The sequence below is a fragment of the Streptomyces chromofuscus genome (genome assembly GCF_015160875.1).
GTDB lineage: Bacteria > Actinomycetota > Actinomycetes > Streptomycetales > Streptomycetaceae > Streptomyces > Streptomyces chromofuscus.
The window spans coordinates 1,687,722-1,711,069 of the sequence record NZ_CP063374.1 but is presented as its reverse complement, the minus strand read 5'-3'; the positions used below and the strand labels follow the sequence as shown (position 1 = coordinate 1,711,069).

Genomic DNA, 23,348 nt, shown 5'->3' with positions numbered 1-23,348 from the left:
AGGCGTCCCTGGGCGTCCCCTTTCAGGGCCCGCGTTCAGGCAGTCACACCGTCCCGGCGCAGCGCTGCGATCTCGTCGTCCGTCATCCCCACGGCACGCAGCAAAGCTTCGGTGTGCTGCCCGAGCGCGGGTACGTCCCCGTTCCGCGCCGGCTCCCCACCCGGCCAGGTGATCGGGGGCAGCGGCGCCCTCAGCGGCCCGACCGGCGAGCCCACCTCCCGCCACCGCTCCCGGGCCGCCAGCTGCGGATGCTCGGCCACCTCCCGTACGTCCCGCAGCCGGGCGCACGCGATCCCCGCGTCCACCAGCCGGGCCTGCGCCTCGTCGGCGGTCAGCGCGCCCAGCGCCCGCGCGACCTCCGCGTCCGTCCGGTCCCGGTTCGCCACCCGCGCCGCGTTCGTCGCGAACGCCGGGTCGGTCGCCAACCCCGGCCTGCGCAACACCTGTTCGGCGAGCCGCCGCCACTCCCGGTCGTTCTGCACCGACAGCAGCACCCGGCCGCCGTCCGCCGTGGCGTACGCGTCGTACGGCGCGATGACGGCGTGCGCCAGGCCCGTGCGCGCCGGGGGTGTGCCGTCGTGCATCACATGGTGCAGCGGATGCCCCATCCACTCCGTGAGCGCCTCCAGCATCGACACCTCCACCGGCCCGCCGCGCCCGGTGGTGCCGCGCCGCACCAGCGCCGCCAGCACGCCCGAGAAGGCGTACATGGCCGCCGCGATGTCCGCCGCCGGGATGCCCGCCTTCACCGGCTGCTCCGGCGTCCCGGTCACCGACACCAGCCCGGCCTCGCACTGCACGAGCATGTCGTACGCCCGCTTGTCCGCGTACGGCCCCGAAGCCCCGTATCCGGAGATGTCCACCGCGATCAGCCGCGGGTGCGCGGCGCACAGCGTGGCCGCGTCGAGCCCGAGGCGCGCCGCCGCCCCCTGCGCGAGGTTCTGCACGAACACGTCCGCGTCCGCCACCAGCCGCCGTACGACGTCCAGCCCGCGCGGGTCCTTCAGGTCCAGCGCGATGGACTCCTTGCCGAGGTTGCACCACACGAAGTGCGAGGCGAGACCGCGGGCGGAGGTGTCGTACCCGCGGGCGAAGTCACCGCCGTCGACCCGCTCGACCTTGATCACCCGGGCGCCGAGGTCGGCGAGCTGCCGGGTGGCGAAGGGGGCGGCGACGGCCTGCTCGACGGCGACGACGGTGATGCCCTCCAGGGGCAGGGGGAGACGATCCATGGGGTGGATCATGTCCCGGGCTCCGGAGGAGGTCCAGTGGATCCCGGAGGGCGGTCCAGTGGCTTAGAGGAGCGCCAGCTGCCCCTCCGGACCCTCCTCGTGGGTGTCCAGGACCGACGCGGGGCGGCGGGCGGAGGCGGGTACCGGCAGGACGCCGGCCGCGCGGAGGTCGGTCGCGGTGACGGTCGACTCCGCCTCCACGGAAGGCAGTTCGGAAGGCAGTTCGGACAGCAGCGTGAGGACCGTGATCAGCTCCAGCAGCTCCGACGTCCAGGCCTGCGGCCAGGTCGCCGGGCGGATCGCCAGGAGCGTGCCGGGCTCGCCCTCGGCCGTCCGGGCCGCGAACCACTGCTCCAGGACGCGGATCCCGCCCGTCTCGAAGTCCCAGGCCTGGGCGGGCACCGGCGAGACGCGGCCCTCGTCGAGGTGCAGCGTCTCCTCCTCGCGGTCGTAGTGCAGCGTGCGGGGGCGGCCGGGGAGCGGGGCGCGGACGTAGGGGCGGCGGCCGCCGGGCAGCTTGGGGCGGTCGCCGTCGCGGCGCAGCAGCCAGAGCATGCGGCGGCCCGTCTCGACGCCGGCCGACCACAGGCCGGGGTCGTCGGTGAGGGCAACCGTGAGGTCCGCCCGTACCGCGATCAGGATCCAGGCCAGGACATCGACCGGGTCGGGCGTCCGTCCGAGGCGGGTGGCCAGGTGCTCCAGCAGGCCCGGGGCCAGGTTCGGCTCCACGCCGCCGGGGCGGCGATACAGGGGGCGGACCCGGCCGGGGCGCAGCAGCGGGAGCAGCGAGGTGGCCAGCAGGTGGGGGCCGCCGCCCTCCGCCTGCTCCACGACGAACACCTGCCGCTCGTCGGCCACCCGCCACAACTCGACTCGCGCCGCGTCGATCAGACGGTGGTCCGGGATCAGCCACTGCTCGTCGAAGGGGGCCGACAGCACACGGACCGGCTCCGGGCAGGGGCCCTGCGCGCGCAGCAGCTTCTCCGTGCCCGTGGACCGGCCCGGCAACTGTCCGACCGCCGAGTGCAGGGTGCGCGAGCGGGTCGGCTCGAACAGCGCCTCCCGTTCCGCGCCCTCGGCCTTCATCAGGGAGTCCCAGCGGGCCCGGAGGGAGGACGGGTCGGGGGCCGTCGGCCACCCCCGGCCGAGCCGCGGCGGTGCGACGGACCACGGCATGAGGTCCGCGAGCAGCGGAGCGTCGTCGTGCGTCACGCCCGGCATCGTACGACGTGCCGCCGACAGACAGGGGCGGCCAGGCGGGTCAGGTGGCGTCCAGCGTCACCGTGAAGGAGAAGCGGTCGCCCCGGTAGTGGATGACGGCCACGTCCAGCACCCGCCCGGCCTCGTCGTACGTCACCCCCGTGTAGTGCAGGATCGGGCTCAGCAACGGCACGTTGAGCAGCCGCGCCGTCTCCGGGTCCGCGAGCCGCGCCTCCACCGTGTCCGTGATGCGGCTGATGTCCGCCCCGGCGACGTCCCGCAGCACCTTGGTCATCGGCCAGCGGGCCAGGTCGTCCGGGTCGATCCGGCCGGCCAGTTCCGGACGGACGTAGTTGTGGGCGTGGTTGGTCGGCTCGCCCGTCTTCTCGTCGCTGCGCAGCCGGTGGTACGTCGCCACCTCGCCGAGGTCCGGGAAGTACTCGCCGAGTTCGGCCGGCACCGGCGCGTGACCGTGGTCCAGCACTTCGGTGCTCATGCCGGACTGCTGGGCCACGATCGCGTCCACCGAGCCCAGCAGCCGCACCGGCGTGCCCCGGCGCGCGCTGGGCTCGATGAACGTGCCGCGCCTGCGGTGCCGGGTGATCAGGCCCTCGTCCTCCAGCTCCTTCAGCGCCTGCCGCATGGTCAGCACGCTCACGCCGTAGTGCCCCGCCAGCTGTTCCTCCGTCGGCAGGCGCAGCGGGTCCCGGGGCGAGCGGCCGAGTATCGAGGCGCGCAGCGACTGCGACACCTGGTACCAGAGCGGCAGCTTGCGGTTCAGGACGATCGAGTCCGGGGCGAAGGAGGTCACGGGGCCATCCGTACCGGCAGGGGAGGAGTCAGTGCAAGGGGCGGAAGTGCCGCTCCAGGCCCTGCCACACGTCGTCGTAGCGCCGTTGGAGGTGTTCCGCGCGGGCCGCCTGCGGTGTCAGCGTCACCGGCCAGCGGGTCTCGAACATGAACGCCAGCCCGTCGTCCACCTTCTGCGGCCGCAGCTCGGCGGCGCTCGCCCGGTCGAACGTCTCCCGGTCCGGGCCGTGCGCCGACATCATGTTGTGCAGCGAGCCGCCGCCCGGCACGAACCCTTCCGCCTTCGCGTCGTACGCGCCCTCGATCAGGCCCATGTACTCGCTCATCACGTTCCGGTGGAAGTACGGCGGCCGGAAGGTGTCCTCGCCCACCAGCCAGCGCGGCGCGAAGACCACGAAGTCGACGCCCGCGAGGCCCGGGGTGTCGGACGGGGAGGTGAGGACCGTGAAGATCGACGGGTCCGGGTGGTCGTACGAGATGGTGCCGAGCACATTGAAGCGGCGCAGGTCGTAGGCGTACGGCACATAGTTGCCGTGCCAGGCGACGACATCGAGCGGTGAGTGGTCGTACGTCGCCGTCCAGAGGTTGCCGCAGAACTTGTTGACCACCTCCACCGGGCCCTCGACGTCCTCGTAGGCGGCGACCGGCGCGCGGAAGTCCCGGGGGTTGGCGAGGCCGTTGGCGCCGATCGGGCCGAGGTCGGGGAGGCGGAAGGGGGCGCCGTAGTTCTCGCAGACGTAACCGCGCGCAAAGTCGTCGAGCAGCTCGACGCGGAAGCGGACCCCGCGCGGGACGAGCGCCACATGGCCGGGCTCCACCGCCAGCAGCCCGAACTCCGTGCGCAGCAGCAGCCCGCCGCGCTCCGGCACGATCAGCAGCTCCCCGTCCGCGTCGCTGAAGACGCGGTCCATGTCGGTGTCGGCGTGGTAGAGGTGCACGGCCATGCCGGTGCGCTGGGTGGCGTCGCCGTTGCCGCCCACGGTCCACAGGCCGGCCAGGAAGTCGGTGCCGGGCGGCGGTTCGGGCAGGGGGTTCCAGCGCAGCCGGTTCGGGTCGGGCGCGGTCTCGGCGAAGGGGGCCGTGCGCAGCCCGCCGTTGTCGGTGCGGGTGAACGCCGGGTGCGCGGCCGAGGGGCGGACGCGGTAGAGCCACGAACGGCGGTTGTGGGCGCGGGGTTCGGTGAAGGCCGTACCGCTGAGCTGCTCGGCGTACAGGCCGAGGGGTGCGCGCTGGGGTGAGTTGCGGCCCTCGGGCAGGGCTCCGGGGACGGCCTCGGAACTGTGCTCGTTACCGAATCCGAAGAGATGGGCCAGTCCTTCGGCGGTCTTCCGCGCTCCCCCGCGTTCGAACACGCTCGCGCGGGAGGTACCCCCATCGCTCATCATCGCTGCTCCCTTGCACGCCGATTCCTATGGTCCACCGTAGGATTGCGGTTGCCCCGGCGCAAGAGGGAGGTGCGGCCTCCCCTCGGCGGACGACGGAGGCCGGACGAGAACCAGACTCCAGGGGGATTCGAGGTGTCGTACCGGTGTTCTACGCTCGCCGGCATGTCGTGGACGCGTCGATCTCCTGCCGCGCTCGCGGTCTGTGCCCTGCTGCTGGCCGCGGCCGGGGGCTGCGGCACCAGTGACGCGGGGGAGCGGAAGAACGGGGAGTCGCCGCCGGCGGTGGGGCGGCTGCTGGACGACACCGACGAGGCCGGGCGGCCCTACCGTGAGGTGCGCGGCGCGGACGCGCCCGAGGTCGGCATCGAGGTCCAGCCCGACCCCTCCGGCGCCGGGTGGGACGTACGGCTGACCCTGCGCGACTTCCGCCTCTCCCCGGCCGGTACGGCGCCGACGGCGGTGCGCGGCCGGGGCGTCGCCCGTCTCTTCCTGGACGGCCGCCCCGTCGCCGAACTGCGCACCCCTGAGCACCACCTGGCCGCGGGGCTGGTCCCGCGCGGCACCCATCAGGTCACCGCGCGGCTGTACGCCGACGACGACAGCGTCTGGGCGGTCGACGGCGAGCCCGTCGAGCGCACGGCCGACATCACCGCCTCCGGCAGCGAGCCGACGGCCACGACGAGTCCGCCGGGCACGGGGATACGTACCGGGGGTAGCGGTTCACCCGGCCCCGGCGGAAAGGCATCATGAAGCCCGTGCCCCATCCGACCATGCTCCGCCGTGCGCCCGTCCAGCGGCGCAGCGCCGAACGCCTGACGCGCATCCTCGATGCCTGTGCCGACCTCCTCGACGAGATCGGTTACGACGCCCTGAGCACCCGTGCGGTGGCCGAGCGCGCCGGTGTCCCCATCGGCTCGGTCTACCGCTTCTTCGGCAACAAGCGGCAGATGGCCTGCGCGCTCGCGCAGCGCAACCTGGAGCGCTACGCCGAACGCGTCACCGAGCGCCTGCGGAACGCGGAGCGGGGCGACTGGCGGGCCGCCATGGACGCCGTGATCGACGAGTACCTCGCCATGAAGCGCACCGCGCCCGGCTTCTCGCTCGTCGACTTCGGCAATCAGATCCCCGTCGGCAGCCGCCAGGCCGAACCCAACTACCGGGTCGCCGACCGGCTCACCGACCTCCTCGCGAACTACCTCACCCGGGAACCGGACGCCGAACTGCGCCGCGCCTTCCTGATCGCCGTGGAGACCGCGGACGCGCTCGTTCGGTTGGCGTTCGGGGTGGATCCGGAGGGGGACGCGGACGTCATCGCGGAGATGCGGGAGATGCTGCGGGCGTACCTGGGGCGGGTCCTGGACTGAGGGCCCGTCCCGGCGGCGCGGGCGTTCCCGTTGCTCCTCCCGTTCGGGCCCTCCATGCACACGCAGTGACTGTCCCGCGGTCGAACATCCCTCGCGCTCCGGGGCTCCCCAACATGCGTACCGGTCGGTATGCTCGTCGCGTCCGTGCGCCGCCGTCGCCGCCAGACCCGGGAGGACCCGTGTCCCGCACCGCCCTGCGAATCTGCCCCCTGTGCGAGGCCACCTGCGGGCTGACCCTCACCATCGAGGGGACCCGCGTCACCGGGGCCCGCGGTGACCGTGACGACGTGTTCAGCCAGGGGTTCATCTGCCCCAAAGGCGCCTCCTTCGGGGCCGTCGACGGCGACCCCGACCGGCTGAGCGGACCGCTCGTGCGCAAGGGCGGTGAGTTGCGCGAGGCCAGTTGGGAGGAGGCGTTCGACGCCGTGGCCGCGGGGATCCGGCCCGTCGTCGAGCGGTACGGGGCGCACTCCGTCGGCGTCGTCCTCGGCAACCCCAACGTGCACACCATGGCCGGCGCGCTCTACCCGCCCGTCCTGCTCGGCGCCCTCGGCACCCGCAGCGTGTTCACCGCGTCCACGGTCGACCAGATGCCCAAGCACGTCTCCAGCGGCCTGCTCTACGGCGACGCGAACGCCATCCCCGTGCCCGACCTCGACCGCACCGACCATCTGCTGCTCATCGGCGCCAACCCCCTGGAGTCCAACGGCAGTCTGTGCACCGCACCGGACTTCCCCGGCAAGCTCAAGGCGCTCAAGGCGCGCGGCGGCACGCTCACCGTGATCGACCCGCGCCGCACCCGCACCGCCCGGCTCGCCGACCGGCACATCGCCATCCGGCCCGGCACGGACGCCCTGCTGCTCGCGGCGATGGCGCAGGTCCTCTTCGAGGAGGACCTGGTCGCGCTCGGGGACCTCGCGCCGCATGTCCAGGGCGTGGCCGAACTCCGCGAGGCGCTGCACGACTTCACCCCCGAGGCCGTCGCCGGTGCCTGCGACGTCGAACCCGACGTGACACGGACCCTCGCCCGGGAACTGGCCGCCGCCCCCACCGCCGCCGTCTACGGCCGCATCGGCAGCTGCACCGTCCCCCACGGCACGCTCGCCAGCTGGCTCGTCGACGTCCTCGACATCCTCACGGGCAATCTCGACCGGCCGGGCGGCGCCCTCTTCCCGCAGGCCGCCACCGACAGAACGCCCCGCCCGGCCGGACCCGGCCGCGGCTTCGCGCTCGGGCGCTGGCGGTCCCGGGTGAGCGGGCACCCCGAGGCGAAGGGAGAGCTGCCGCTCTCCGCTCTCGCCGAGGAGATCGACACCGCCACCGAGGAGGGGGAGCCCGTCCGGGCGCTGATCGCGATCGCCGCCAACCCGGTGCTGTCCGCACCCGACGGCGACCGGCTCGACAAGGCTCTCGGCTCCCTCGACTTCATGGTCAGCGTCGACCCGTACCTCAACGAGACCTCGCGCCACGCCCACGTCGTGCTGCCGCCGCCCCCGCCGTCCCAGAGCCCGCACCACGACTTCGCCTTCAACACCCTCGCCGTGCGCAACCAGGTCCGCTACACCCGTCCCGCCGTCCCGCCGGCGCCGGGCCGGATGGCGGAGACCGAGATCCTCGCCCGGCTGGTCCTCGCCGCCTCGGGCATGCACGGCGCCGACCCCGGCGCCGTCGACGCCATGGTCATCGACCAGACCCTCGGCAAGGCGGTCACGGAGCCCCACTCGCCGGTGCACGGCCGGGACCCGAAGGACCTCGCCGCCCGGCTCACCGGCGACAACGGCCCCGAGCGGCGGCTCGACATGATGCTGCGCCTCGGCCCCTACGGCGACGGCTTCGGCGCCCGCCCGGACGGGCTGAGCCTGGAGAAACTGCTCGCGCATCCGCACGGCATCGACCTCGGGCCGCTGCGGCCCCGGCTGCCGCAGCCGCTGAAGACGGCCGGCGGGAAGATCGAGCTGCTGCCGCCGCCCATCGCCGGCGACCTGCCGCGTCTGCGCCGGGCCATGGCGGAGCGCGCCGACGGTCTCGTCCTCGTCGGCCGCCGCCACCTGCGGTCCAACAACAGCTGGATGCACAACGTCCCGGCCCTGACCGGCGGCACCAACCGCTGCACCGTGCACATCCACCCCGAGGACGCCGAACGGCTCGGCGTGCGCGACGGGGCCCCGGTCCGGGTGAAGGGCGCCGGGCGAGAGGTGACGGCCCCCGCCGAGGTCACCGACGGCGTGCGGCCCGGCGTGATCAGCCTGCCGCACGGCTGGGGGCACGACCGCCCCGGCACCCGGCTCAGGCATGCCGCCCTCGACCCCGGCGTGAACGTCAACCAGCTGCTCGACGGCAGCCTGCTCGACCCGCTCTCCGGCAACGCGGTCCTCAACGGCGTGCCCGTGGAAGTCGTGCCGGTGCCCGAAAAGCCCACCGCTCTGACCTGAGCAAAGCTGTGACCAGCAGTTTTGCGCTTATTGCTCGCACGTCAACGTCTTGTTAACGCCGTTTGTCGGGACCTAACGTCGTCGCCACCGCCGGCCCAGGTGGGAGTTCAAGGGCGAACGTTAGGTATCCATTCATGCTCACCATCCTCGGCTTCGCCATGATCGCGACCTTCCTGGTCCTGATCATGATGAAGAAGATGTCGCCGATCGCGGCGCTCGTGCTCATCCCCGCACTGTTCTGTGTGGTCGTGGGCAAGGGCGCCCACCTCGGCGACTACGTCATCGACGGAGTCTCCAGCCTCGCCCCCACCGCGGCGATGCTCATGTTCGCGATCGTCTACTTCGGTGTGATGATCGACGTCGGTCTGTTCGACCCGATCGTCCGGGGCATCCTGAGGTTCTGCAAGGCCGACCCGATGCGGATCGTCGTCGGCACGGCCCTGCTCGCCGCGATCGTCTCGCTGGACGGTGACGGCTCGACCACCTTCATGATCACCGTCTCGGCGATGTACCCGCTGTACAAGCGGCTGAAGATGAGCCTCGTCGTCATGACCGGTGTCGCGGCGACCGCCAACGGCGTGATGAACACGCTGCCGTGGGGCGGTCCGACCGCCCGCGCCGCCACCGCCCTGAAGCTGGACGCGAGCGACATCTTCGTGCCGATGATCCCGGCCCTCGCCGTCGGCCTGGTCGTCGTCATCGCCCTGGCGTACGTCCTCGGTCTGCGCGAGCGCAGGCGGCTCGGCGTGCTGACGCTGGACGAGGTGCTGGAGGAGGAGAAGGAGACGGTGCTCGTCGGGACCGGCGCCGGCACGGGTTCCGCCACCGGCTCCGGCGCCGACGTCAAGCAGGTCACCGGCGGCTCGGGCGCCTCCGGCTCGGGCGCCTCCGGCTCGGGCCTCTCCGGCTCCGGTACCGATGCCGAAGTCCCCGAGAAGGACGACGACTTCCAGGGCCTCGACCCCGACCGTCCCACCCTGCGCCCCGGACTGCTCTGGTTCAACGCGCTGCTCACGGTCGGTCTGCTCACCGCCATGATCATGGAGCTGCTGCCGATCCCGGTGCTGTTCCTGATCGGCGCCGCCGTCGCGCTCACCGTCAACTTCCCGGAGATCCCGGACCAGAAGGCCCGCCTCGCCGCGCACGCCGACAACGTCCTCAACGTCTCCGGCATGGTCTTCGCCGCCGCCGTCTTCACCGGCGTCCTGCAGGGCACCGGCATGGTCGACAGCATGGCCAAGTGGCTCGTCGACATCATCCCCGGCAGCATGGGCCCGCACATGGCCCTGGTCACCGGCGTGCTGAGCCTTCCGCTCACCTACTTCATGTCCAACGACGGCTTCTACTTCGGCGTTCTGCCGGTCCTCGCCGAGGCCGGCGCCGCGCACGGCGTCACACCGCTGGAGATGGCCCGCGCCGCGCTGGTCGGCCAGCCGCTGCACATGTCCAGCCCGCTCGTCCCGGCCGTGTATGTGCTGGTCGGCATGGCGAAAGTCGAGTTCGGCGACCACACGCGGTTCGTCGTCAAGTGGGCGGCTCTGACCAGCCTGGTGATCCTCGGCGCCGGAATCCTGTTCGGCATCATCTGACCTGTCGGCATACGACTGCTCCGTCAGGAGGGACACGACCATGGGGCCCGGTGGGAACCGCGGCTGGCTGCTCCGCCTCGTCATCGCCTTCAGCTGCGCGCAGGGGGCGGTGTCGATGGCCCGGCCCGCCGTCTCCTACCGGGCCCTGGCGCTGGGCGCGGACGAGCGGGCGGTCGGTGTGATCGCGGCGGTGTACGCCCTGCTCCCGCTGTTCGCCGCCGTCCCGCTGGGCCGCCGTACCGACCACGGCCGCTGCGCGCCCCTGCTGCCCGTCGGCGTCGTCCTGATATCCGGCGGCTGCGCGCTCAGCGGCCTCGCCGGCTCGCTGTGGGCGATGGCGGTCTGGAGCGGCGTGATGGGCCTCGGCCACCTCAGCTTCGTCATCGGCGCCCAGTCCCTGGTGGCCCGCCAGTCCGCCCCGCACGAACAGGACCGCAACTTCGGCCACTTCACCATCGGCGCCTCCCTCGGCCAGCTGGTCGGCCCGATCGCGGCCGGAGCGCTGATCGGCGGCCACGACATGGCGCGCAGCAGCGCACTCGCCCTGTTCGGCGCGGGCGCGGTCGCCGCGGTCGCGTTCACGTCGCTGTGGCGCACAGAGCGTCGTACGCCATCCAAGTCCCGTACCGCACAAGGCGAACGCGTCCCCGTGTGGGGCATCCTGCGCGCGCGGGGCGTCCCCGCCGGCATCCTCATCAGCCTCTCCGTGCTGTCCGCGACGGATGTCCTCACCGCCTACCTTCCGGTGGTCGGCGAGCATCGGGGCATCGCCCCGTCGGTGATCGGCCTGCTGCTCAGCCTGCGCGCGGCGGCCACCATCGCCTGCCGTCTGGTGCTGACCCCGCTGCTGAAGCTGGGCCGCACCCTGCTGCTCACCCTGAGCTGTCTGCCGGCGGCCCTGTTGTGCGCCGGTATCGCGCTGCCGGTGCCGGTGTGGGTGCTGGCCCTGATCCTGGCCGCGCTCGGCTTCTGCCTCGGCGTCGGCCAACCCCTCTCCATGACGACGGTCGTCCGGGCGGCCCCCGAGGGAGCCCGCTCCACCGCCCTCGCCCTGCGGCTGACCGGCAACCGCCTCGGCCAGGTCGCCGCCCCGGCCACGGCCGGTCTGATCGCCGGAGTGGCGGGGGTGGCGGCACCGTTCGTGATGCTCGGCGGGCTGTTGCTGCTGTCGGCGGGGGTCGCGTTGCGCTCACCGACGCGACCGGCCGGGGACACGCCGTCCACCGACCGCCGCCCCTCGCCCCTCCCGACCGCACGCGGACGGGAACGGAACGGCGCCTGACAGCCTCGACAGCGCGCGTCAGGTCGGACCAAGCCCTTCGGCGGTGCCGTCCCGGCGCAGGGATCGCCACACCCGCTGGGCCCAGGAGAGGTCGTCCGCCGACGCGTGGGTGCAGAACACACCGGCGGCGGTGCCGCCGGTCGGCACCGTGAATCCGCGGGCGGCTCACCCGGTTGCCGCCGGTCAGGGACCACTCGGCCAGGCGGCGCCGGCCCGCACGGAGTTCTCAGGCGATGTCGTACCAGGGCTTGTTGGCCGCCCAGTGCCTGACCCAGCCGGCGAATCCCGGCTCGGCCGTCGTGAATCCGAACTCCGCCCCGAAGGGTCCGGCACCGACGTCGGTGATCAACCAGATGTGTCCACGGTGCGGGCCGGTCACGATCAGATGCCAGTTCATGGCGCACCCATCGGTGCCCAACACGATCGAGCCATGGTCGAAGACCTGATCGAGGATCGGGTCGATCTCCTCGGACGGCCTCGGGTCGTCCTCCCACAGCCAGCTCTCCGTCAGCGGGAAAGGCCGGCTCAGGTCCCGGTCCTGCCCGTCGTCACCCCAGTCGTCGGGCAGCTCCGCCAACGAGAGCAGCCCGGATTCCGGCGGCCCGGAGTACGACCCGTCGGTCATCTCGGCCACGAACGTCCGATACGGCTCGGGCAGCACGATGCCGTGCTCCGCCTCGAAGGCACGCACTTTCTCCCAGCCGAGCGCCGACTGGCCCCCGTCGTCCACGTCGAACGCCGCACGAAGCGCCGCGAGCTCATCAGGGTCGGCTTGATCAGTGTTCATGCGGCCCATGGATATCACCCGGCGGTGACAGCGGCTCCAGCCGGGCGCCAGCCGGGCGTTCCCGCCACCGGAGCCCGCTCACACGCCCCCGCCCACCCCCCCTGTGCGCCCCTCAGGCTCCCGTACGGCCCACGGATTGCCCGTCCTGCGGCGCGGCCGGCGTATCCCGTGGTGCGGAGCCCGGTAGGGAAGGGGCATGACTCTCCAACCCACCCGTACCCGCCTCGCGGTGGCGACCGTCGCGGCCCTGCTCGCCGTCGGCGCGCCCACCGCGTACGCCACCCTCGGCGAGGAGGGCCCCGCCGCCCCGACCCCGGTGCGCGGCGAACCGTACGCCGAGACCCGCCTCCTCTTCGGCACCGCACGCCCCGGCGGCGGACCGGTCGTGACGGACCGGCAGTTCATGGCCTTCGTCGACGAGGAAGTGACGCCGGACTTCCCGGACGGGCTGACCGTGCAGAGCGGACGCGGGCAGTGGCGGCACGCCGGCGGCACGATCGGGAAGGAGCGGTCGTACGAGCTCGTCCTGCTCTACCCGGTGGGCGAGGCGGCGAGCCGTGACCGGCGGATCGAGGAGATCCGCCGGGACTACGAGAAGGCCTTCGGCCAGGAGTCGGTCGGGCGCGTGGACCAACGCGTGCGGGTCGACTTCTGAGCCGGTCGGCGGGGTTGCCGTAGCCTCTCGGCGGGCCCTGGCGCGAAAAAACTATCGCCGCTAGTTTGGGTCCCCGACGACGCCGCTGTTCGGGAGGTGGGCCATGAAGGCCCGGGACGGGATGTACATCGACGGTGCCTGGCGGCCCGCCGCAGGCCGGGACGTGATCGAGGTCGTGAACCCGGCCGACGAGGAGATCATCGACCGGGTCCCCGCGGGCTCCGCCGAGGACGTCGACCGGGCCGTGCGGGCGGCCCGCGCCGCCCTGCCGGCCTGGTCCGCCACGCCGCCCGCCGAGCGGGCCGCGCGCCTGGCGGCCCTGCGCGACGTGCTGGCCGCCCGCAAGGACGAGATCGCCGCGACGATCACCGCCGAACTGGGCTCGCCGTTGCCCTTCTCACAGGCCGTGCACCTGGGCGCGCCGATCGCGGTCGCGGGCTCGTACGCCGAACTGGCCGCGACGCACGCCTTCGAGGAGAAGGTCGGCAACTCCACCGTCCACCACGAGCCGATCGGCGTGGTCGGCGCCATCACGCCTTGGAACTACCCCCTGCACCAGATCGTCGCCAAGGTCGCCCCGGCGCTCGCCGCGGGCTGCACGGTCGTCCTGAAGCCGGCCGAGGACACCCCGCTGACCGCGCAGGCGTTCGCGGAGGCCGTCCACGAGGCGGGCGTCCCGGCCGGTGTCTTCAACCTCGTCACCGGCCTCGGCCCGGTGGCCGGGCAGGCCCTCGCCGAGCACCCGGACGTCGACCTGGTCTCCTTCACCGGCTCCACGGCGGTCGGCAGCCGGATCGCCGCCACGGCGGGGGCCGCGGTGAAGAAGGTCGCCCTGGAGCTGGGCGGCAAGTCCGCCAACGTGGTCCTGCCCAGCGCCGACCTGGCCAAGGCGGTCAACGTCGGCGTCGCCAACGTGATGTCCAACTCCGGGCAGACGTGCAGCGCCTGGACCCGCATGCTCGTGCACTCCTCGCAGTACGCCGCCGCCGTGGAACTGGCCGTCGCCGCGGCCGCCAAGTACGGCGAGCGCATCGGGCCGCTCGTGAACGCCCGGCAGCGCGACCGGGTGCGCGGCTACATCGAGAAGGGCGTGGCCGAGGGCGCCCGCCTGGTCGCGGGCGGCGTCGAGCCGCCGCGTGAGCGCGGCTACTTCGTCAGCCCGACCGTCTTCGCCGACGTCACGCCGGAGATGACCATCGCGCAGGAGGAGATCTTCGGGCCGGTCCTGTCGATCCTGCGGTACGAGGACGAGGCGGACGCCCTGCGGATCGCGAACGGCACGGTGTACGGGCTCGCCGGCGCGGTCTGGGCGGGCGACGAGGCGGAGGCGGTGGCCTTCGCGCGCCGGATGGAGACGGGTCAGGTCGACATCAACGGCGGCCGTTTCAACCCGCTCGCCCCCTTCGGCGGCTACAAGCAGTCCGGCGTGGGCCGGGAACTCGGCGTGCACGGCCTGGCCGAGTACCTCCAGACCAAGTCCCTCCAGTTCTGAAGGAGTTCACTGTCATGGCTGTGCGTGCCGCCGTCCTTCCGGCTGTCGGTGCCCCGCTGGAGGTCACGGAGATCGACCTTCCCGCGCCCGGCCCCGGCCAGATCCGGGTCCGTCTCGCCGCGGCCGGGGTGTGCCACTCCGATCTCTCCCTGTCCAACGGCACCATGCGCCTGCCGGTCCCGGCCGTGCTCGGCCACGAGGGCGCGGGCACCGTGGTCGCCGTCGGCGAAGGGGTCACGCACCTCGCGCCGGGCGACGGCGTCGTCCTCAACTGGGCCCCGTCGTGCGGCGACTGCCCCGCCTGCGCCCGCGGCGAGGTGTGGCTGTGCGCCAACGCCCTGAACGGCTCCGCCGCCGTCCACGCCCACCGCACGTCCGACGGTGCCGAGCTGTACCCGGGCCTGAACGTGGCCGCGTTCGCCGAGGAGACGGTGGTGCCGACCTCCTGCGCGTTGCCGGCGCCGCCGGGCGTGCCCCTGACCGACGCGGCGCTCCTGGGCTGCGCGGTCCTCACGGGCTACGGGGCGGTGCACCACTCCGCGCAGGTCCGGCCCGGCGAGACGGTCGCGGTGTTCGGCGTCGGCGGGGTGGGTCTGGCGGCGCTGCAGTCGGCGCGGATCGCGGGCGCGTCGCGGATCGTCGCGGTGGACGTCTCCGCGGAGAAGGAGGAGCTGGCCCGTGGGGCCGGCGCCACCGACTACGTCGTCGCCTCCGACACCACCGCCCGCGACATCCGCGCCCTGACCGACAAGCAGGGGGTCGACGTGGCGGTGGAGTGCGTCGGGCGGGCGGTCACCATCCGCGCGGCCTGGGAGTCGACCCGCCGCGGCGGGCGCACGACGGTCGTCGGCATCGGCGGCAAGGACCAGCAGGTCACCTTCAACGCCCTGGAGATCTTCCACTGGGGCCGCACCCTCTCGGGCTGCGTCTACGGCAACTGCGACCCGCAGCGGGACCTGCCCGTCCTGGCCGAGCACATCCGCGCGGGCCGCCTGGACCTGTCGGCACTGGTCACGGAACGCATCGCGCTGGACGGCATTCCGGCGGCCTTCGACAACATGCTGGCGGGCAAGGGGGGCCGGGCGCTGGTCGTCTTCTAGCGCGCCCGCGCGCCGCCTCGGGAACGGGCACTCGCCGTACGAGGCGGGCTTCGACGTACGAGCCGGGCGCTCGGCGTTTTCGAGCCGGGCGCGGACCGTCCCGGGCCGGGCGCACGTCCCCGAACGGGCGCACCATGTCCGAGCAGGGCGCGCGCCTCTTACAGCTGGGCGCGCGCCGTCTTCCAGCCCGGACCCGCCGCGAACGGCGCCCCGCGGGGGCGCCCCGCGGGCCCGCGAAACTCCTGCCGCACAACCCGTTGACGTCCATACCGTCCGGGCCCCCAGGCCGTCCTGTTCGCCGAGCTGTTCACGCCCGAGATGCGCTGCACGGGCGCTTCGCTCGGCCACCAGATCGCGGCCGTGGGCGGCGGCGGACTCGCCCCGTTCGTCATGGTGCTGCTGATGGGGGCGACCGGTACGTCGATGGCCGTGTCCGGCTACGTCGTCGCGCTGTCCGCGATCGCGCTGCTGTCCATCATGGTCCTGTCGGGCCGGGCGAAGTCACGCTGACGTGGTGGCCTCCCGTTCGGTCCGCGACACCGGCTCGCTCGTCGGCGCCGCGGACCGCGGCCGGGACCGCGACACCGCCACCCCGGCCAGGCACAGCGCCCCGCCCGCCATCGTGAGCGGCCCGGGCACCTCGCCCAGCGCCAGCCACGACATCAGCACGACCAGGGCGGGAACGGCGTACGTCGTCGCGCCCATACGGCTGGCGGTCGTGCGCGACAGGGCGTACGCCCAGGTGGTGAAGGCGAGCGCGGTCGGGAAGACGCCCAGGTAGACCATGTTCAGGGTGGCCGACAGCGGAGCGCCGGCCGCCTCGGTCACCAGCTGCCAGGAGAACGGCAGGCAGCACACCGCCCCCACCAGGCAGCCGAACGTCGTCACCTGCAGCACGCTCGCCCGTCCGAGGGCCGGCTTCTGCGCGACGACCCCGCCGGCGTACGCCATCGCGGCCAGCAGGCACAGCGCCACCCCGAGCACCGACGAGCCGCCCTCGCCGGACATCGACAGCCCCACCGTCACCGCACCGGCGAACGACACCGCCATGCCCGCCAGCAGCCGCGGCGGCAGCGGATCGCCGAGCAGCCGGGCGCCGAGCAGCGCGATCAGGATGGGGCCGATGTTCACCACCAGGGCCGCCGTACCGGCGTCGACCTGCTGTTCGCCCCAGTTGAGGGCGACCATGTAGAAGCCGAACCACAGCACGCCCGATATCGCGATGCCGCGCCAGGCCGACCTCGGCGGCAACCCCTCCCGCCGCACCAGGAGGAACACCCCCAGCACGAGGGCTCCCGACAGCAGTCGCCCGAGGGCCAGCGCGCCGGGCGAGTACGCGGCGCCCGCGCTGCGGATCGAGACGAAGGCGGAGGCCCACAGCACGACGGTCACGGTGGCGGCGCCGGCGGCCAGCAGCGGGGTACGGGGTGAGACGCTCATCATGCTCCAGAGGCTAAGCGGGGGAGGGGGAGGGAAGCTCGCGGATTACGGACGCGGAGGGCGGAGCCCGGGCTCAGCGCAGCGCGGCCGGCTCGATGCCGAGCAGCCGCTACAGCGCGCGCTCGCCCGCGGGTGTCACCTTCACCGCCCGCTGGGAGCCGACGCGCACGCACCAGCCGGTGGTGAGGGCGTGCCGGCACAAGGCCGCGCCCGCGAGCCCCGCGAGATACGGGCGGCGTTCGGTCCCGTCCAGGCAGGCGCGGGCCGGCGGGCGGCGGCCGGTGCGGCCGAGGGCGATGCCCGCGTCGGCGAACCAGCGCACTCCGGCGACCGTGAGCACGAACCCGGTGGCCCGCTCGTCACCCGGCCACCCGCGGGCCGGGCCGACCGTCGACACCGGGAGCCCGTCGGCGCTCAGCGCTCCGGGCCGTGCGGTCGGATGCTCGCCCGCTGCCGGGAGCCCGGACGTCCCTACGCGGTCCGCCCGACCTGCTCGTACTGCTGCGCCAACCCGTCCAGCAGCGCGCAGAGCCCCGTCTCGAAGGCCCGCTCGTCGATCTTGTCCTGCCGCTCGGCGAGGAGGTGCGCCTGCCCGAGGTGGGGATAGTCGGCGGGGTCGTACGCGCTCTCGTCGGTCACGAAGCCCCCGGCGAACGAGCCGAGCGCGGAGCCCATGATGAAGTACCGCATCAGCGCGCCGATGGACGTGGCCTGCGCCGGTGGCCAGCCCGCCTCGACCATCGCGCCGTAGACCGCGTCCGCCAGCCGCAGCGCGGCCGGGCGACGGCCGGGCCCGCGGGCCAGCACGGGGACGATGTTCGGGTGGTCGCGCAGGGCGGCCCGGTAGGAGACCGCCCAGTCGTGCAGCGCGGTTCGCCAGTCCCGCCCGTCCTCGAACATCGACAGGTCGACCTGCGCGCTCACCGAGTCCGCGACCGCCTCCAGGATCTCGTCCTTGGTGCGGAAGTGGTTGTACAGCGACGGCCCGCTGACCCCCAGCTCCGCGGCCAGCCGACGGGTGGAGACGGCCGCGAGCCCCTCCGTGTCCACCAGCGTCCGGGCCGTCGCGACGATCCGGTCGGTGCTGAGCAAGGGCTTGCGCGGTCGGGCCATGGCGCACATAGTAGGGCGGAGCAAGAAACTAGCAGTGCTAATTAAAATGTACGCCCTTCAAGGGCCTCGATCTGTGGGGTGACCGGACGTGAACCTGGAGCTCAGCGAGGAGCAGAACGCCGTACGGCAGCTCGCCCGGGACTTCGTGGACCGCGAGATCGCCCCCCACGTCATCGCCTGGGACCGCGCGGAGGAGGTCGACCGGGGGATCGTCAAGAAGCTCGGCGAGGTCGGCTTCCTGGGGCTGACCGTCGACGAGGAGTACGGCGGCAGCGGCGGCGACCACCTCGCGTACTGCCTGATCACCGAGGAACTCGGCCGCGGGGACTCCTCCGTGCGCGGCATCGTCTCCGTCTCCCTCGGCCTGGTCGCCAAGACCGTCGCCGCCTGGGGCGGCGAGGAGCACAAGCGCCGCTGGCTGCCGGGGCTGACCTCCGGCGAGTACGTCGGCTGCTTCGGCCTCACCGAGCCGGGCACCGGCTCCGACGCCGGGAACCTCACGACCCGCGCGGTCCGCGACGGCGGTGACTACGTCATCAACGGCACAAAGATGTTCATCACCAACGGCACCTGGGCCGACGTCGTGCTGCTCTTCGCCCGGTCCACCGACGCCCCCGGCCACCAGGGCGTATCCGCCTTCCTCGTCCCGGCCGACACGCCCGGACTGACCCGCCGCACCGTCCACGGCAAGCTCGGGCTGCGCGGCCAGGCCACCGCCGAACTGGTCCTCCAGGACGTCCGGGTCCCGGCCTCCGCGATGCTCGGCCCGGAGGGCAAGGGGTTCTCCGTGGCGATGTCCGCTCTGGCGAAGGGGCGGATGTCGGTCGCGGCCGGCTGCGTCGGCATCGCCCAGGCCGCGCTCGACGCGGCGGTCCGGTACGCGGGGGAGCGCGAGCAGTTCGGCAGGTCCATCGCCCACCACCAGCTCGTCCAGGAGCTGATCAGCGACATCGCCGTGGACGTCGACGCGGCCCGCCTGCTGACCTGGCGGGTCGCCGACCTGGTCGACCGCGGCCTGCCCTTCACCACCGAGGCCTCCAAGGCCAAGCTCTTCGCCTCGGAGGCGGCCGTGCGCGCGGCCAACAACGCCCTGCAGGTCTTCGGCGGCTACGGCTACATCGACGAGTACCCCGCGGGCAAGCTGCTCCGCGACGCCCGCGTGATGACCCTCTACGAGGGCACGAGCCAGATCCAGAAGCTGCTCATCGGGCGGGCGCTGACGGGGGTGTCGGCGTTCTGAGTATCTTTTGAGTACCTCGGCGGATGTGGCGGGCGCCTCCTCCGCCGACCCTGTTCCCCATGAGTGACACACCGGTCAAGCAGCAGAGCACGGCCGCCTTCCACGGCCAGGCCGTGGCATCGTTCGCCATCGCCCTGGCCGCCACGGCCATCGGCATCTTCCAGCTCGAGGCCGACCCCTGGGTCCGGGCCTTCCTCGGGATCGCCGTCCTCTACCTCGTCACGTCCGCCTTCACGCTCGCCAAGGTCGTGCGGGACCGGCAGGAAGCGGGGCAGCTCGTCAGCCGGGTCGACCAGGCGCGGCTGGACAAGCTGCTCGCCCAGCACGACCCCTTCGAAAAGCTCTGAGGGCGCGCGTCCGCCCTGATCCCGGGCGGCCTCACTAAGCGCCCGCTCAGCTTCGGCGGTATGGTGGTGCCTCTGGTCGGCGAGAGGGGCGAGCGAGCGATGAGTACGGCGGAGGAGACGGCCGGCGGCGAGACGCCGTGGGCCGAGGTCACCCCTGAGGCGGCCCGGCGACTGCTGGTCGCCGCCGTGGAGGCCTTCGCCGAGCGCGGCTACCACGCCACGACGACCCGTGACATCGCGGGCCGCGCCGGGATGAGCCCGGCCGCGCTCTACATCCACTACAAAACCAAGGAAGAGCTGCTGCACCGCATCAGCCGGATCGGTCACGAGCGGGCCCTGGACATCCTGCGCACGGCGGCCCGGCGGGAGGGCACCGCCACCGACCGGCTCGCCGACGCGGTGAGCTCCTTCGTCCGCTGGCACGCCGGGGGGCGCACCACCGCACGCGTGGTGCAGTACGAGCTGGACTCGCTCGGCCCCGAGGCCCGCGCGGAGATCCTCGCGCTGCGCCGGCGGTGCGACGCCGAGGTGCGCGCGATCATCGAGGACGGCGTCGCCTCGGGCGAGTTCGAGGTGCTCGACGTGCGGGGCACCACCCTCGCCGTGCTGTCGCTGTGCATCGACGTGGCTCGCTGGTTCAACATCGAGGGGCCCTGGACGCCCGACGAGGTCGGCGCGCTCTACGCCGACCTCGTGCTGCGGATGGTGGGCGTGCGAAAGCCCCCGGCGGCTCAGAGGTAGTACCGCGCCACCGACTCCGCCACGCACACCGGCTTGTCGCCGCCCTCGCGCTCCACGGTGAAGGCGACGGAAACCTGCACGCCGCCGGTCACGTCCTCGACGCCGGTGATCGTCGCGGTGGCGCGCAGCCGGGAGCCGACCGGGACGGGGGCGGGGAAACGGACCTTGTTGGTGCCGTAGTTGACGCCCATCCGCACGCCCTCGACGCCGATCAGCTGCGGCCCGAACAGCGGCAGCAGGGACAGCGTGAGGTAGCCGTGCGCGATCGTCGTGCCGAAGGGGCCGGCGGCGGCCTTCTCCGGGTCGACGTGGATCCACTGGTGGTCACCGGTGGCCTCGGCGAACAGATCGATCCGCTTCTGGTCGACCTCCAGCCAGTCGGAGTACCCCAGCTGCTCGCCCACCGCCGCCTTCAGCTCGTCGACGGACGTGAAGATCCTCGGCTCTGCCATGTCCCGGCCTCCCGCGTAGCGCAGTCAGATGCATATGTCTAAGCAACTGCTTAGCATGGTGGCGGCCCCGGCCCCTGTCAACGGACCCGGCCCGTCACCGACTCGGTAGGCTTCGCGAGGTGCCCCAGCTTCCCGAGAAGATCCACGAGCTCACGGTCGGCCAGCTCGCCGCGCGCAGCGGCGCCGCCGTCTCCGCCCTGCACTTCTACGAGGCCAAGGGCCTGATCAGCAGCCGCCGCACCTCGGGCAACCAGCGCCGCTACACCCGCGACACGCTGCGCCGTGTCGCCTTCGTCCGGGCCGCCCAGCGCGTCGGCATCCCGCTGGCCACGATCCGTGAGGCCCTCGCCGAGCTGCCCGAGGAGCGCACCCCCACCCGGGACGACTGGGCCCGCCTGTCCGAGGCCTGGCGCTCGGAGCTGGACCAGCGGATCCGGCAGCTCAACCGCCTGCGCGACCACCTCACGGACTGCATCGGCTGCGGCTGCCTCTCGCTGGACACCTGCGTCCTGTCCAACCCCGACGACGTCTTCGGCGAACGCCTGGCGGGCTCGCGGCTGCTGGTGGAACGCCCCGGCACCGCCCCGCCGCGCGCGCCGCGCGGCCGGGAGCCGGAGCCGGAGCCGGAGGACAGCCTCTGACGGGAGGAGAGGCGCGCGCACCCCGCGAGACGCCGGGGCGCGCACCCCCGGGGGTCACTCGTATTCGGTGCCGCCCTTCCGCGTCAGATACGCCGGACTCACCGCCTTGGCGATCGCCCGGCCCCCGGTCACCGGGCTGTACCGTTCCACGGCCGGACGTATCACCACGCCCTCCCGCAGGTGCAGCTCCCGCCCGGACACCGTCTCGCGGCCCGAGGCGAACTCCAGCACCCGTCCGATGTCGTACGGGCCGTGGAACAGGCGGGGAACCAGGGGCAGTTCGCCGTCGAGCAGCTCCGCGGCGTCCAGCCACCGCACCTGCCCGTCGATCTCCGCCGACACGTCGAACACGGCGTACCCGAGCGTGTCGCGCCGCCCGTCCGCGCCGTACGTCAGGTCCTGCACCCCCGCGCCGTACACCTCACCGAAGATGCCGACCCGCCGTGCCCCCAGCCGCTCGGCTAGGCGCGCCGCGGCCCCGGCCACGTCGTGCCCGCGCACCGCGCGCCAGTACAGGTTGCGCGGGTCCTCCCGCAGCGCCAGGGACTTCGCCCCGAAGCCCTTGGAGGAGACGAACACCCGTTCCTCGTCGGCGAGATACGTCACCAGGCAGGCCGAGCCGTGCAGCTTCTCGGTCAGCACCACGGGTTCTCCCGGCGTGAAGATGTCCGGGTAGCGCTGGACGTTCTCGATGTCGACCCAGGGCAGCAGGTCCGGCGCCGGCTCGACGTCGCCGTTCATCGTGGGCGGTACCGGCGGCACCCACTTGGTGACGCCCAGCCGCTCCGCGAAGTCGGTCCCGGCCGTCGCGGCGGCGGCCAGGTCGACGTCCGCCAGCGCCCTCGGCCGGCACACGATGCCCTGGGACAGCTCACCGCGCAGCCGTACCGCCTTGACCCGGTCCGACCTGCTGCCCGCCAGCCGCCCGGTCAGCCCCAGCTCATCGATCAGCTCCTGCGGCAGCACGGCCTGCTCGGGAATGTAGAGCGCGGCGTCGCCGGTGCGGTACGCGTCCTTGGCGACGACGGCCCGGTACAGGCCCACCTGGGCCAGCTCCAGCGCATCGGCGTTCGGATGCTCGTGGACGGTCAGCACTTCGGCGGTGACGCGCAGCCTCGACATGCGGGACTCCTCGGTTCCTCAGCTGTGTTTCATCGCCTCCCACTGTCCGGGTCCGAAATGGCTGGTGCGAGCGGTTTACCGGCTGCTAGCGTCCCGGGCCTCGGCGTACTCCCGCAGCGCCTCGGCCACCAACCGCGCGTTGTCGGCGGCCTGTTGCCCGTCCGGCAGAGTCAGCGTGTCTTCCAGGCCGATGCGGGTCGCCAGCCCCAGGCGCCCCGCCAGCCGCAGCACCGGCCAGGCGCCGCCGTCCTGGCCGTGCAGCAGCACCGGCCGGCCGAAGGCGGAGCCGACGTCGTCCAGCAGGCGGCGGGGGCTCGCCCCGGCCGTGTCCGGCGAGGGGTCGGTCACTTCGGCGAGGACCCGCAGCACCTTCGGGCCGAGCGGCGAGCGCGCGAACCGCGCCGCTCCGTCGGTCCCGGACCAGATGCCGGCCTCAACGCCCACGCCCCGGTCGATGAGCGCGGCGGCCAGCTCCTCGGCACCCGGCTCGTGCCAGTTGACCGAGGCGTGGTCCGGCAGCACCGTCCAGCCGCGCACGCGCTCCAGCCGGGCCGCCGGATCGGGCTCGGCCCACGCGCCCGTGGTCACCCCGACCGGCACCGGCACCCGCCGCCGGATCGCCTCCAGCACCGGCGCCACCACGCGCGGGGACAGCGAGTCGTGTCCGCACGGTGTCTTGGGATGCACATGGACGTCGCAGGCCCCGGCCGCGACCGCTCGCGCCGCGTCCCGCGCCATCGCCTCGGGCGTCAACGGCACCCTCGTACCGTCGGCGGCCCCGCGCGTCCCGTTGAGACACACCTGCATGCTCACCACGTCCCGATGGTGCCGGCCGCCACGGACAAGCCCGGGCAGTGCCCGCCCGCGTGCGGGTAAAGTCGTCCGTCGTTCAGGGGGTGCGGCATCCCCTGCGCACCCCCGGTC

At 73.2% G+C, this 23,348-nt stretch carries 23 protein-coding genes and 2 pseudogenes; 13 read left to right on the top strand and 12 right to left on the bottom strand.

The window, feature by feature from the left end:
• Positions 1-35 precede the first annotated feature (35 nt).
• The 4 genes from IPT68_RS07755 to hmgA form a co-directional block, all read right to left on the bottom strand.
• On the bottom strand, positions 36-1,232 hold the full coding sequence (locus IPT68_RS07755; protein WP_189699520.1) for a CaiB/BaiF CoA transferase family protein: 1,197 nt from the start codon (positions 1,230-1,232) through the stop codon (positions 36-38).
• Between the two features lie 63 nt (positions 1,233-1,295).
• On the bottom strand, positions 1,296-2,453 hold the full coding sequence (locus IPT68_RS07750) for a type ISP restriction/modification enzyme (protein ID WP_189699519.1): 1,158 nt from the start codon (positions 2,451-2,453) through the stop codon (positions 1,296-1,298).
• Between the two features lie 40 nt (positions 2,454-2,493).
• Positions 2,494-3,243 (bottom strand): GntR family transcriptional regulator, encoded by a 750-nt coding sequence (locus IPT68_RS07745; protein WP_189699518.1) that lies wholly within the window; start codon positions 3,241-3,243, stop codon positions 2,494-2,496.
• A gap of 28 nt (positions 3,244-3,271) precedes the next feature.
• A complete protein-coding gene (gene hmgA, locus IPT68_RS07740; protein WP_189699517.1) occupies positions 3,272-4,624 on the bottom strand; it encodes a homogentisate 1,2-dioxygenase in 1,353 nt (450 codons plus the stop codon).
• A 165-nt stretch (positions 4,625-4,789) separates the two neighbouring features.
• On the opposite strand from hmgA, the gene IPT68_RS07735 reads away from it, so the two are divergent.
• The 5 genes from IPT68_RS07735 to IPT68_RS07715 all read left to right on the top strand — a co-directional run bounded on the left by IPT68_RS07735 (position 4,790) and on the right by IPT68_RS07715 (position 11,294).
• Positions 4,790-5,377: a hypothetical protein gene (locus tag IPT68_RS07735; RefSeq protein WP_189699516.1), complete on the top strand. Its 588-nt coding sequence runs from the start codon at positions 4,790-4,792 to the stop codon at positions 5,375-5,377.
• A complete protein-coding gene (locus IPT68_RS07730) occupies positions 5,374-5,991 on the top strand; it encodes a TetR/AcrR family transcriptional regulator (protein WP_189699515.1) in 618 nt (205 codons plus the stop codon). Before IPT68_RS07735 ends, IPT68_RS07730 begins: the two co-directional genes overlap by 4 nt.
• 179 nt (positions 5,992-6,170) lie before the next feature.
• Positions 6,171-8,423 (top strand): molybdopterin-dependent oxidoreductase, encoded by a 2,253-nt coding sequence (locus IPT68_RS07725; RefSeq protein WP_189699514.1) that lies wholly within the window; start codon positions 6,171-6,173, stop codon positions 8,421-8,423.
• 134 nt (positions 8,424-8,557) lie between these two features.
• The gene (locus tag IPT68_RS07720; protein ID WP_189699513.1) at positions 8,558-10,012 is read left to right on the top strand and encodes a CitMHS family transporter; all 1,455 of its coding nucleotides are present in this window, start codon (positions 8,558-8,560) and stop codon (positions 10,010-10,012) included.
• A gap of 40 nt (positions 10,013-10,052) precedes the next feature.
• The gene (locus IPT68_RS07715; protein ID WP_189699512.1) at positions 10,053-11,294 is read left to right on the top strand and encodes an MFS transporter; all 1,242 of its coding nucleotides are present in this window, start codon (positions 10,053-10,055) and stop codon (positions 11,292-11,294) included.
• Between the two features lie 18 nt (positions 11,295-11,312).
• Here the strand turns inward: IPT68_RS07715 and IPT68_RS34595 are convergent, their stop codons facing one another.
• Together IPT68_RS34595 and IPT68_RS07710 are read right to left on the bottom strand one after the other, a co-directional pair.
• Entirely contained in the window at positions 11,313-11,441 is a 129-nt protein-coding gene (locus IPT68_RS34595; protein ID WP_265583927.1) for a hypothetical protein, read from the bottom strand.
• Positions 11,442-11,520: 79 nt separating this feature from the next.
• Positions 11,521-12,081: an SMI1/KNR4 family protein gene (locus IPT68_RS07710; protein WP_189699511.1), complete on the bottom strand. Its 561-nt coding sequence runs from the start codon at positions 12,079-12,081 to the stop codon at positions 11,521-11,523.
• A 196-nt stretch (positions 12,082-12,277) separates the two neighbouring features.
• On the opposite strand from IPT68_RS07710, the gene IPT68_RS07705 reads away from it, so the two are divergent.
• The 4 genes and pseudogenes from IPT68_RS07705 to IPT68_RS07690 all read left to right on the top strand — a co-directional run.
• Positions 12,278-12,736 (top strand): DUF3574 domain-containing protein, encoded by a 459-nt coding sequence (locus tag IPT68_RS07705; RefSeq protein WP_189699510.1) that lies wholly within the window; start codon positions 12,278-12,280, stop codon positions 12,734-12,736.
• Between the two features lie 103 nt (positions 12,737-12,839).
• A complete protein-coding gene (locus tag IPT68_RS07700) occupies positions 12,840-14,228 on the top strand; it encodes an aldehyde dehydrogenase family protein (RefSeq protein ID WP_189699509.1) in 1,389 nt (462 codons plus the stop codon).
• A 14-nt stretch (positions 14,229-14,242) separates the two neighbouring features.
• The gene (locus IPT68_RS07695; RefSeq protein ID WP_189699508.1) at positions 14,243-15,328 is read left to right on the top strand and encodes a Zn-dependent alcohol dehydrogenase; all 1,086 of its coding nucleotides are present in this window, start codon (positions 14,243-14,245) and stop codon (positions 15,326-15,328) included.
• 276 nt (positions 15,329-15,604) lie between these two features.
• Positions 15,605-15,838, top strand: a pseudogene (locus tag IPT68_RS07690) (MFS transporter); the annotation flags it as partial.
• Here the strand turns inward: IPT68_RS07690 and IPT68_RS07685 are convergent.
• The 3 genes and pseudogenes from IPT68_RS07685 to IPT68_RS07675 all read right to left on the bottom strand — a co-directional run bounded on the left by IPT68_RS07685 (position 15,830) and on the right by IPT68_RS07675 (position 17,881).
• Complete coding sequence (locus tag IPT68_RS07685) at positions 15,830-16,771, bottom strand: DMT family transporter (protein WP_373300648.1); 942 nt, start codon at positions 16,769-16,771, stop codon at positions 15,830-15,832. The pseudogene IPT68_RS07690 and the gene IPT68_RS07685 overlap by 9 nt on opposite strands.
• A 106-nt stretch (positions 16,772-16,877) precedes the next feature.
• Positions 16,878-17,117 (bottom strand): annotated as a pseudogene (locus IPT68_RS07680) (transcriptional regulator); the annotation flags it as partial.
• Positions 17,118-17,239: 122 nt separating this feature from the next.
• Complete coding sequence (locus IPT68_RS07675) at positions 17,240-17,881, bottom strand: TetR/AcrR family transcriptional regulator (protein WP_189699507.1); 642 nt, start codon at positions 17,879-17,881, stop codon at positions 17,240-17,242.
• A gap of 88 nt (positions 17,882-17,969) precedes the next feature.
• Between IPT68_RS07675 and IPT68_RS07670 the strand changes: the two genes are divergently transcribed.
• The 3 genes from IPT68_RS07670 to IPT68_RS07660 all read left to right on the top strand — a co-directional run bounded on the left by IPT68_RS07670 (position 17,970) and on the right by IPT68_RS07660 (position 20,209).
• Positions 17,970-19,121, top strand: a complete 1,152-nt coding sequence (locus IPT68_RS07670) for an acyl-CoA dehydrogenase family protein (protein ID WP_189699506.1) — start codon at positions 17,970-17,972, stop codon at positions 19,119-19,121.
• Positions 19,122-19,180: 59 nt separating this feature from the next.
• Positions 19,181-19,468 carry a YiaA/YiaB family inner membrane protein gene (locus IPT68_RS07665; RefSeq protein WP_189699505.1) on the top strand — a complete coding sequence of 96 codons (288 nt, stop codon included), beginning with the start codon at positions 19,181-19,183 and terminating at the stop codon, positions 19,466-19,468.
• A gap of 99 nt (positions 19,469-19,567) precedes the next feature.
• Positions 19,568-20,209: a TetR/AcrR family transcriptional regulator gene (locus IPT68_RS07660; protein ID WP_189699504.1), complete on the top strand. Its 642-nt coding sequence runs from the start codon at positions 19,568-19,570 to the stop codon at positions 20,207-20,209.
• On the opposite strand, the gene IPT68_RS07655 is transcribed toward IPT68_RS07660, so the two are convergent.
• Entirely contained in the window at positions 20,200-20,661 is a 462-nt protein-coding gene (locus IPT68_RS07655; protein WP_189699503.1) for a MaoC family dehydratase, read from the bottom strand. The two genes, IPT68_RS07660 and IPT68_RS07655, sit on opposite strands and share 10 nt — an antisense overlap.
• A 119-nt stretch (positions 20,662-20,780) precedes the next feature.
• Here IPT68_RS07655 and soxR point away from each other — a divergent pair, with 119 nt between their 5' ends.
• On the top strand, positions 20,781-21,302 hold the full coding sequence (soxR, locus tag IPT68_RS07650) for a redox-sensitive transcriptional activator SoxR (RefSeq protein WP_189699502.1): 522 nt from the start codon (positions 20,781-20,783) through the stop codon (positions 21,300-21,302).
• Between the two features lie 54 nt (positions 21,303-21,356).
• On the opposite strand, the gene IPT68_RS07645 is transcribed toward soxR, so the two are convergent.
• Together IPT68_RS07645 and IPT68_RS07640 are read right to left on the bottom strand one after the other, a co-directional pair.
• Complete coding sequence (locus tag IPT68_RS07645; protein WP_189699501.1) at positions 21,357-22,424, bottom strand: RNA ligase (ATP); 1,068 nt, start codon at positions 22,422-22,424, stop codon at positions 21,357-21,359.
• Positions 22,425-22,499: 75 nt separating this feature from the next.
• A complete protein-coding gene (locus IPT68_RS07640) occupies positions 22,500-23,231 on the bottom strand; it encodes a 3-keto-5-aminohexanoate cleavage protein (protein ID WP_189699594.1) in 732 nt (243 codons plus the stop codon).
• Positions 23,232-23,348 lie beyond the last annotated feature (117 nt).

Coding starts and splice junctions, on each gene's coding strand:
- IPT68_RS07755 (WP_189699520.1), bottom strand. CDS start 1,232: ATGGATCGTCTCCCCCTGCCCCTGGAGGGCATCACCGTCGTCGCCGTC.
- IPT68_RS07685 (WP_373300648.1), bottom strand. CDS start 16,771: ATGATGAGCGTCTCACCCCGTACCCCGCTGCTGGCCGCCGGCGCCGCC.
- IPT68_RS07735 (WP_189699516.1), top strand. CDS start 4,790: ATGTCGTGGACGCGTCGATCTCCTGCCGCGCTCGCGGTCTGTGCCCTG.
- IPT68_RS07675 (WP_189699507.1), bottom strand. CDS start 17,881: ATGGCCCGACCGCGCAAGCCCTTGCTCAGCACCGACCGGATCGTCGCG.
- IPT68_RS07750 (WP_189699519.1), bottom strand. CDS start 2,453: ATGCCGGGCGTGACGCACGACGACGCTCCGCTGCTCGCGGACCTCATG.
- IPT68_RS07655 (WP_189699503.1), bottom strand. CDS start 20,661: ATGGCAGAGCCGAGGATCTTCACGTCCGTCGACGAGCTGAAGGCGGCG.
- IPT68_RS07660 (WP_189699504.1), top strand. CDS start 19,568: ATGAGTACGGCGGAGGAGACGGCCGGCGGCGAGACGCCGTGGGCCGAG.
- IPT68_RS07695 (WP_189699508.1), top strand. CDS start 14,243: ATGGCTGTGCGTGCCGCCGTCCTTCCGGCTGTCGGTGCCCCGCTGGAG.
- IPT68_RS07645 (WP_189699501.1), bottom strand. CDS start 22,424: ATGTCGAGGCTGCGCGTCACCGCCGAAGTGCTGACCGTCCACGAGCAT.
- IPT68_RS07730 (WP_189699515.1), top strand. CDS start 5,374: ATGAAGCCCGTGCCCCATCCGACCATGCTCCGCCGTGCGCCCGTCCAG.
- IPT68_RS07715 (WP_189699512.1), top strand. CDS start 10,053: ATGGGGCCCGGTGGGAACCGCGGCTGGCTGCTCCGCCTCGTCATCGCC.
- IPT68_RS07640 (WP_189699594.1), bottom strand. CDS start 23,231: ATGCAGGTGTGTCTCAACGGGACGCGCGGGGCCGCCGACGGTACGAGG.
- IPT68_RS07665 (WP_189699505.1), top strand. CDS start 19,181: ATGAGTGACACACCGGTCAAGCAGCAGAGCACGGCCGCCTTCCACGGC.
- IPT68_RS07720 (WP_189699513.1), top strand. CDS start 8,558: ATGCTCACCATCCTCGGCTTCGCCATGATCGCGACCTTCCTGGTCCTG.
- IPT68_RS07710 (WP_189699511.1), bottom strand. CDS start 12,081: ATGAACACTGATCAAGCCGACCCTGATGAGCTCGCGGCGCTTCGTGCG.
- IPT68_RS07705 (WP_189699510.1), top strand. CDS start 12,278: ATGACTCTCCAACCCACCCGTACCCGCCTCGCGGTGGCGACCGTCGCG.
- hmgA (WP_189699517.1), bottom strand. CDS start 4,624: ATGAGCGATGGGGGTACCTCCCGCGCGAGCGTGTTCGAACGCGGGGGA.
- IPT68_RS07700 (WP_189699509.1), top strand. CDS start 12,840: ATGAAGGCCCGGGACGGGATGTACATCGACGGTGCCTGGCGGCCCGCC.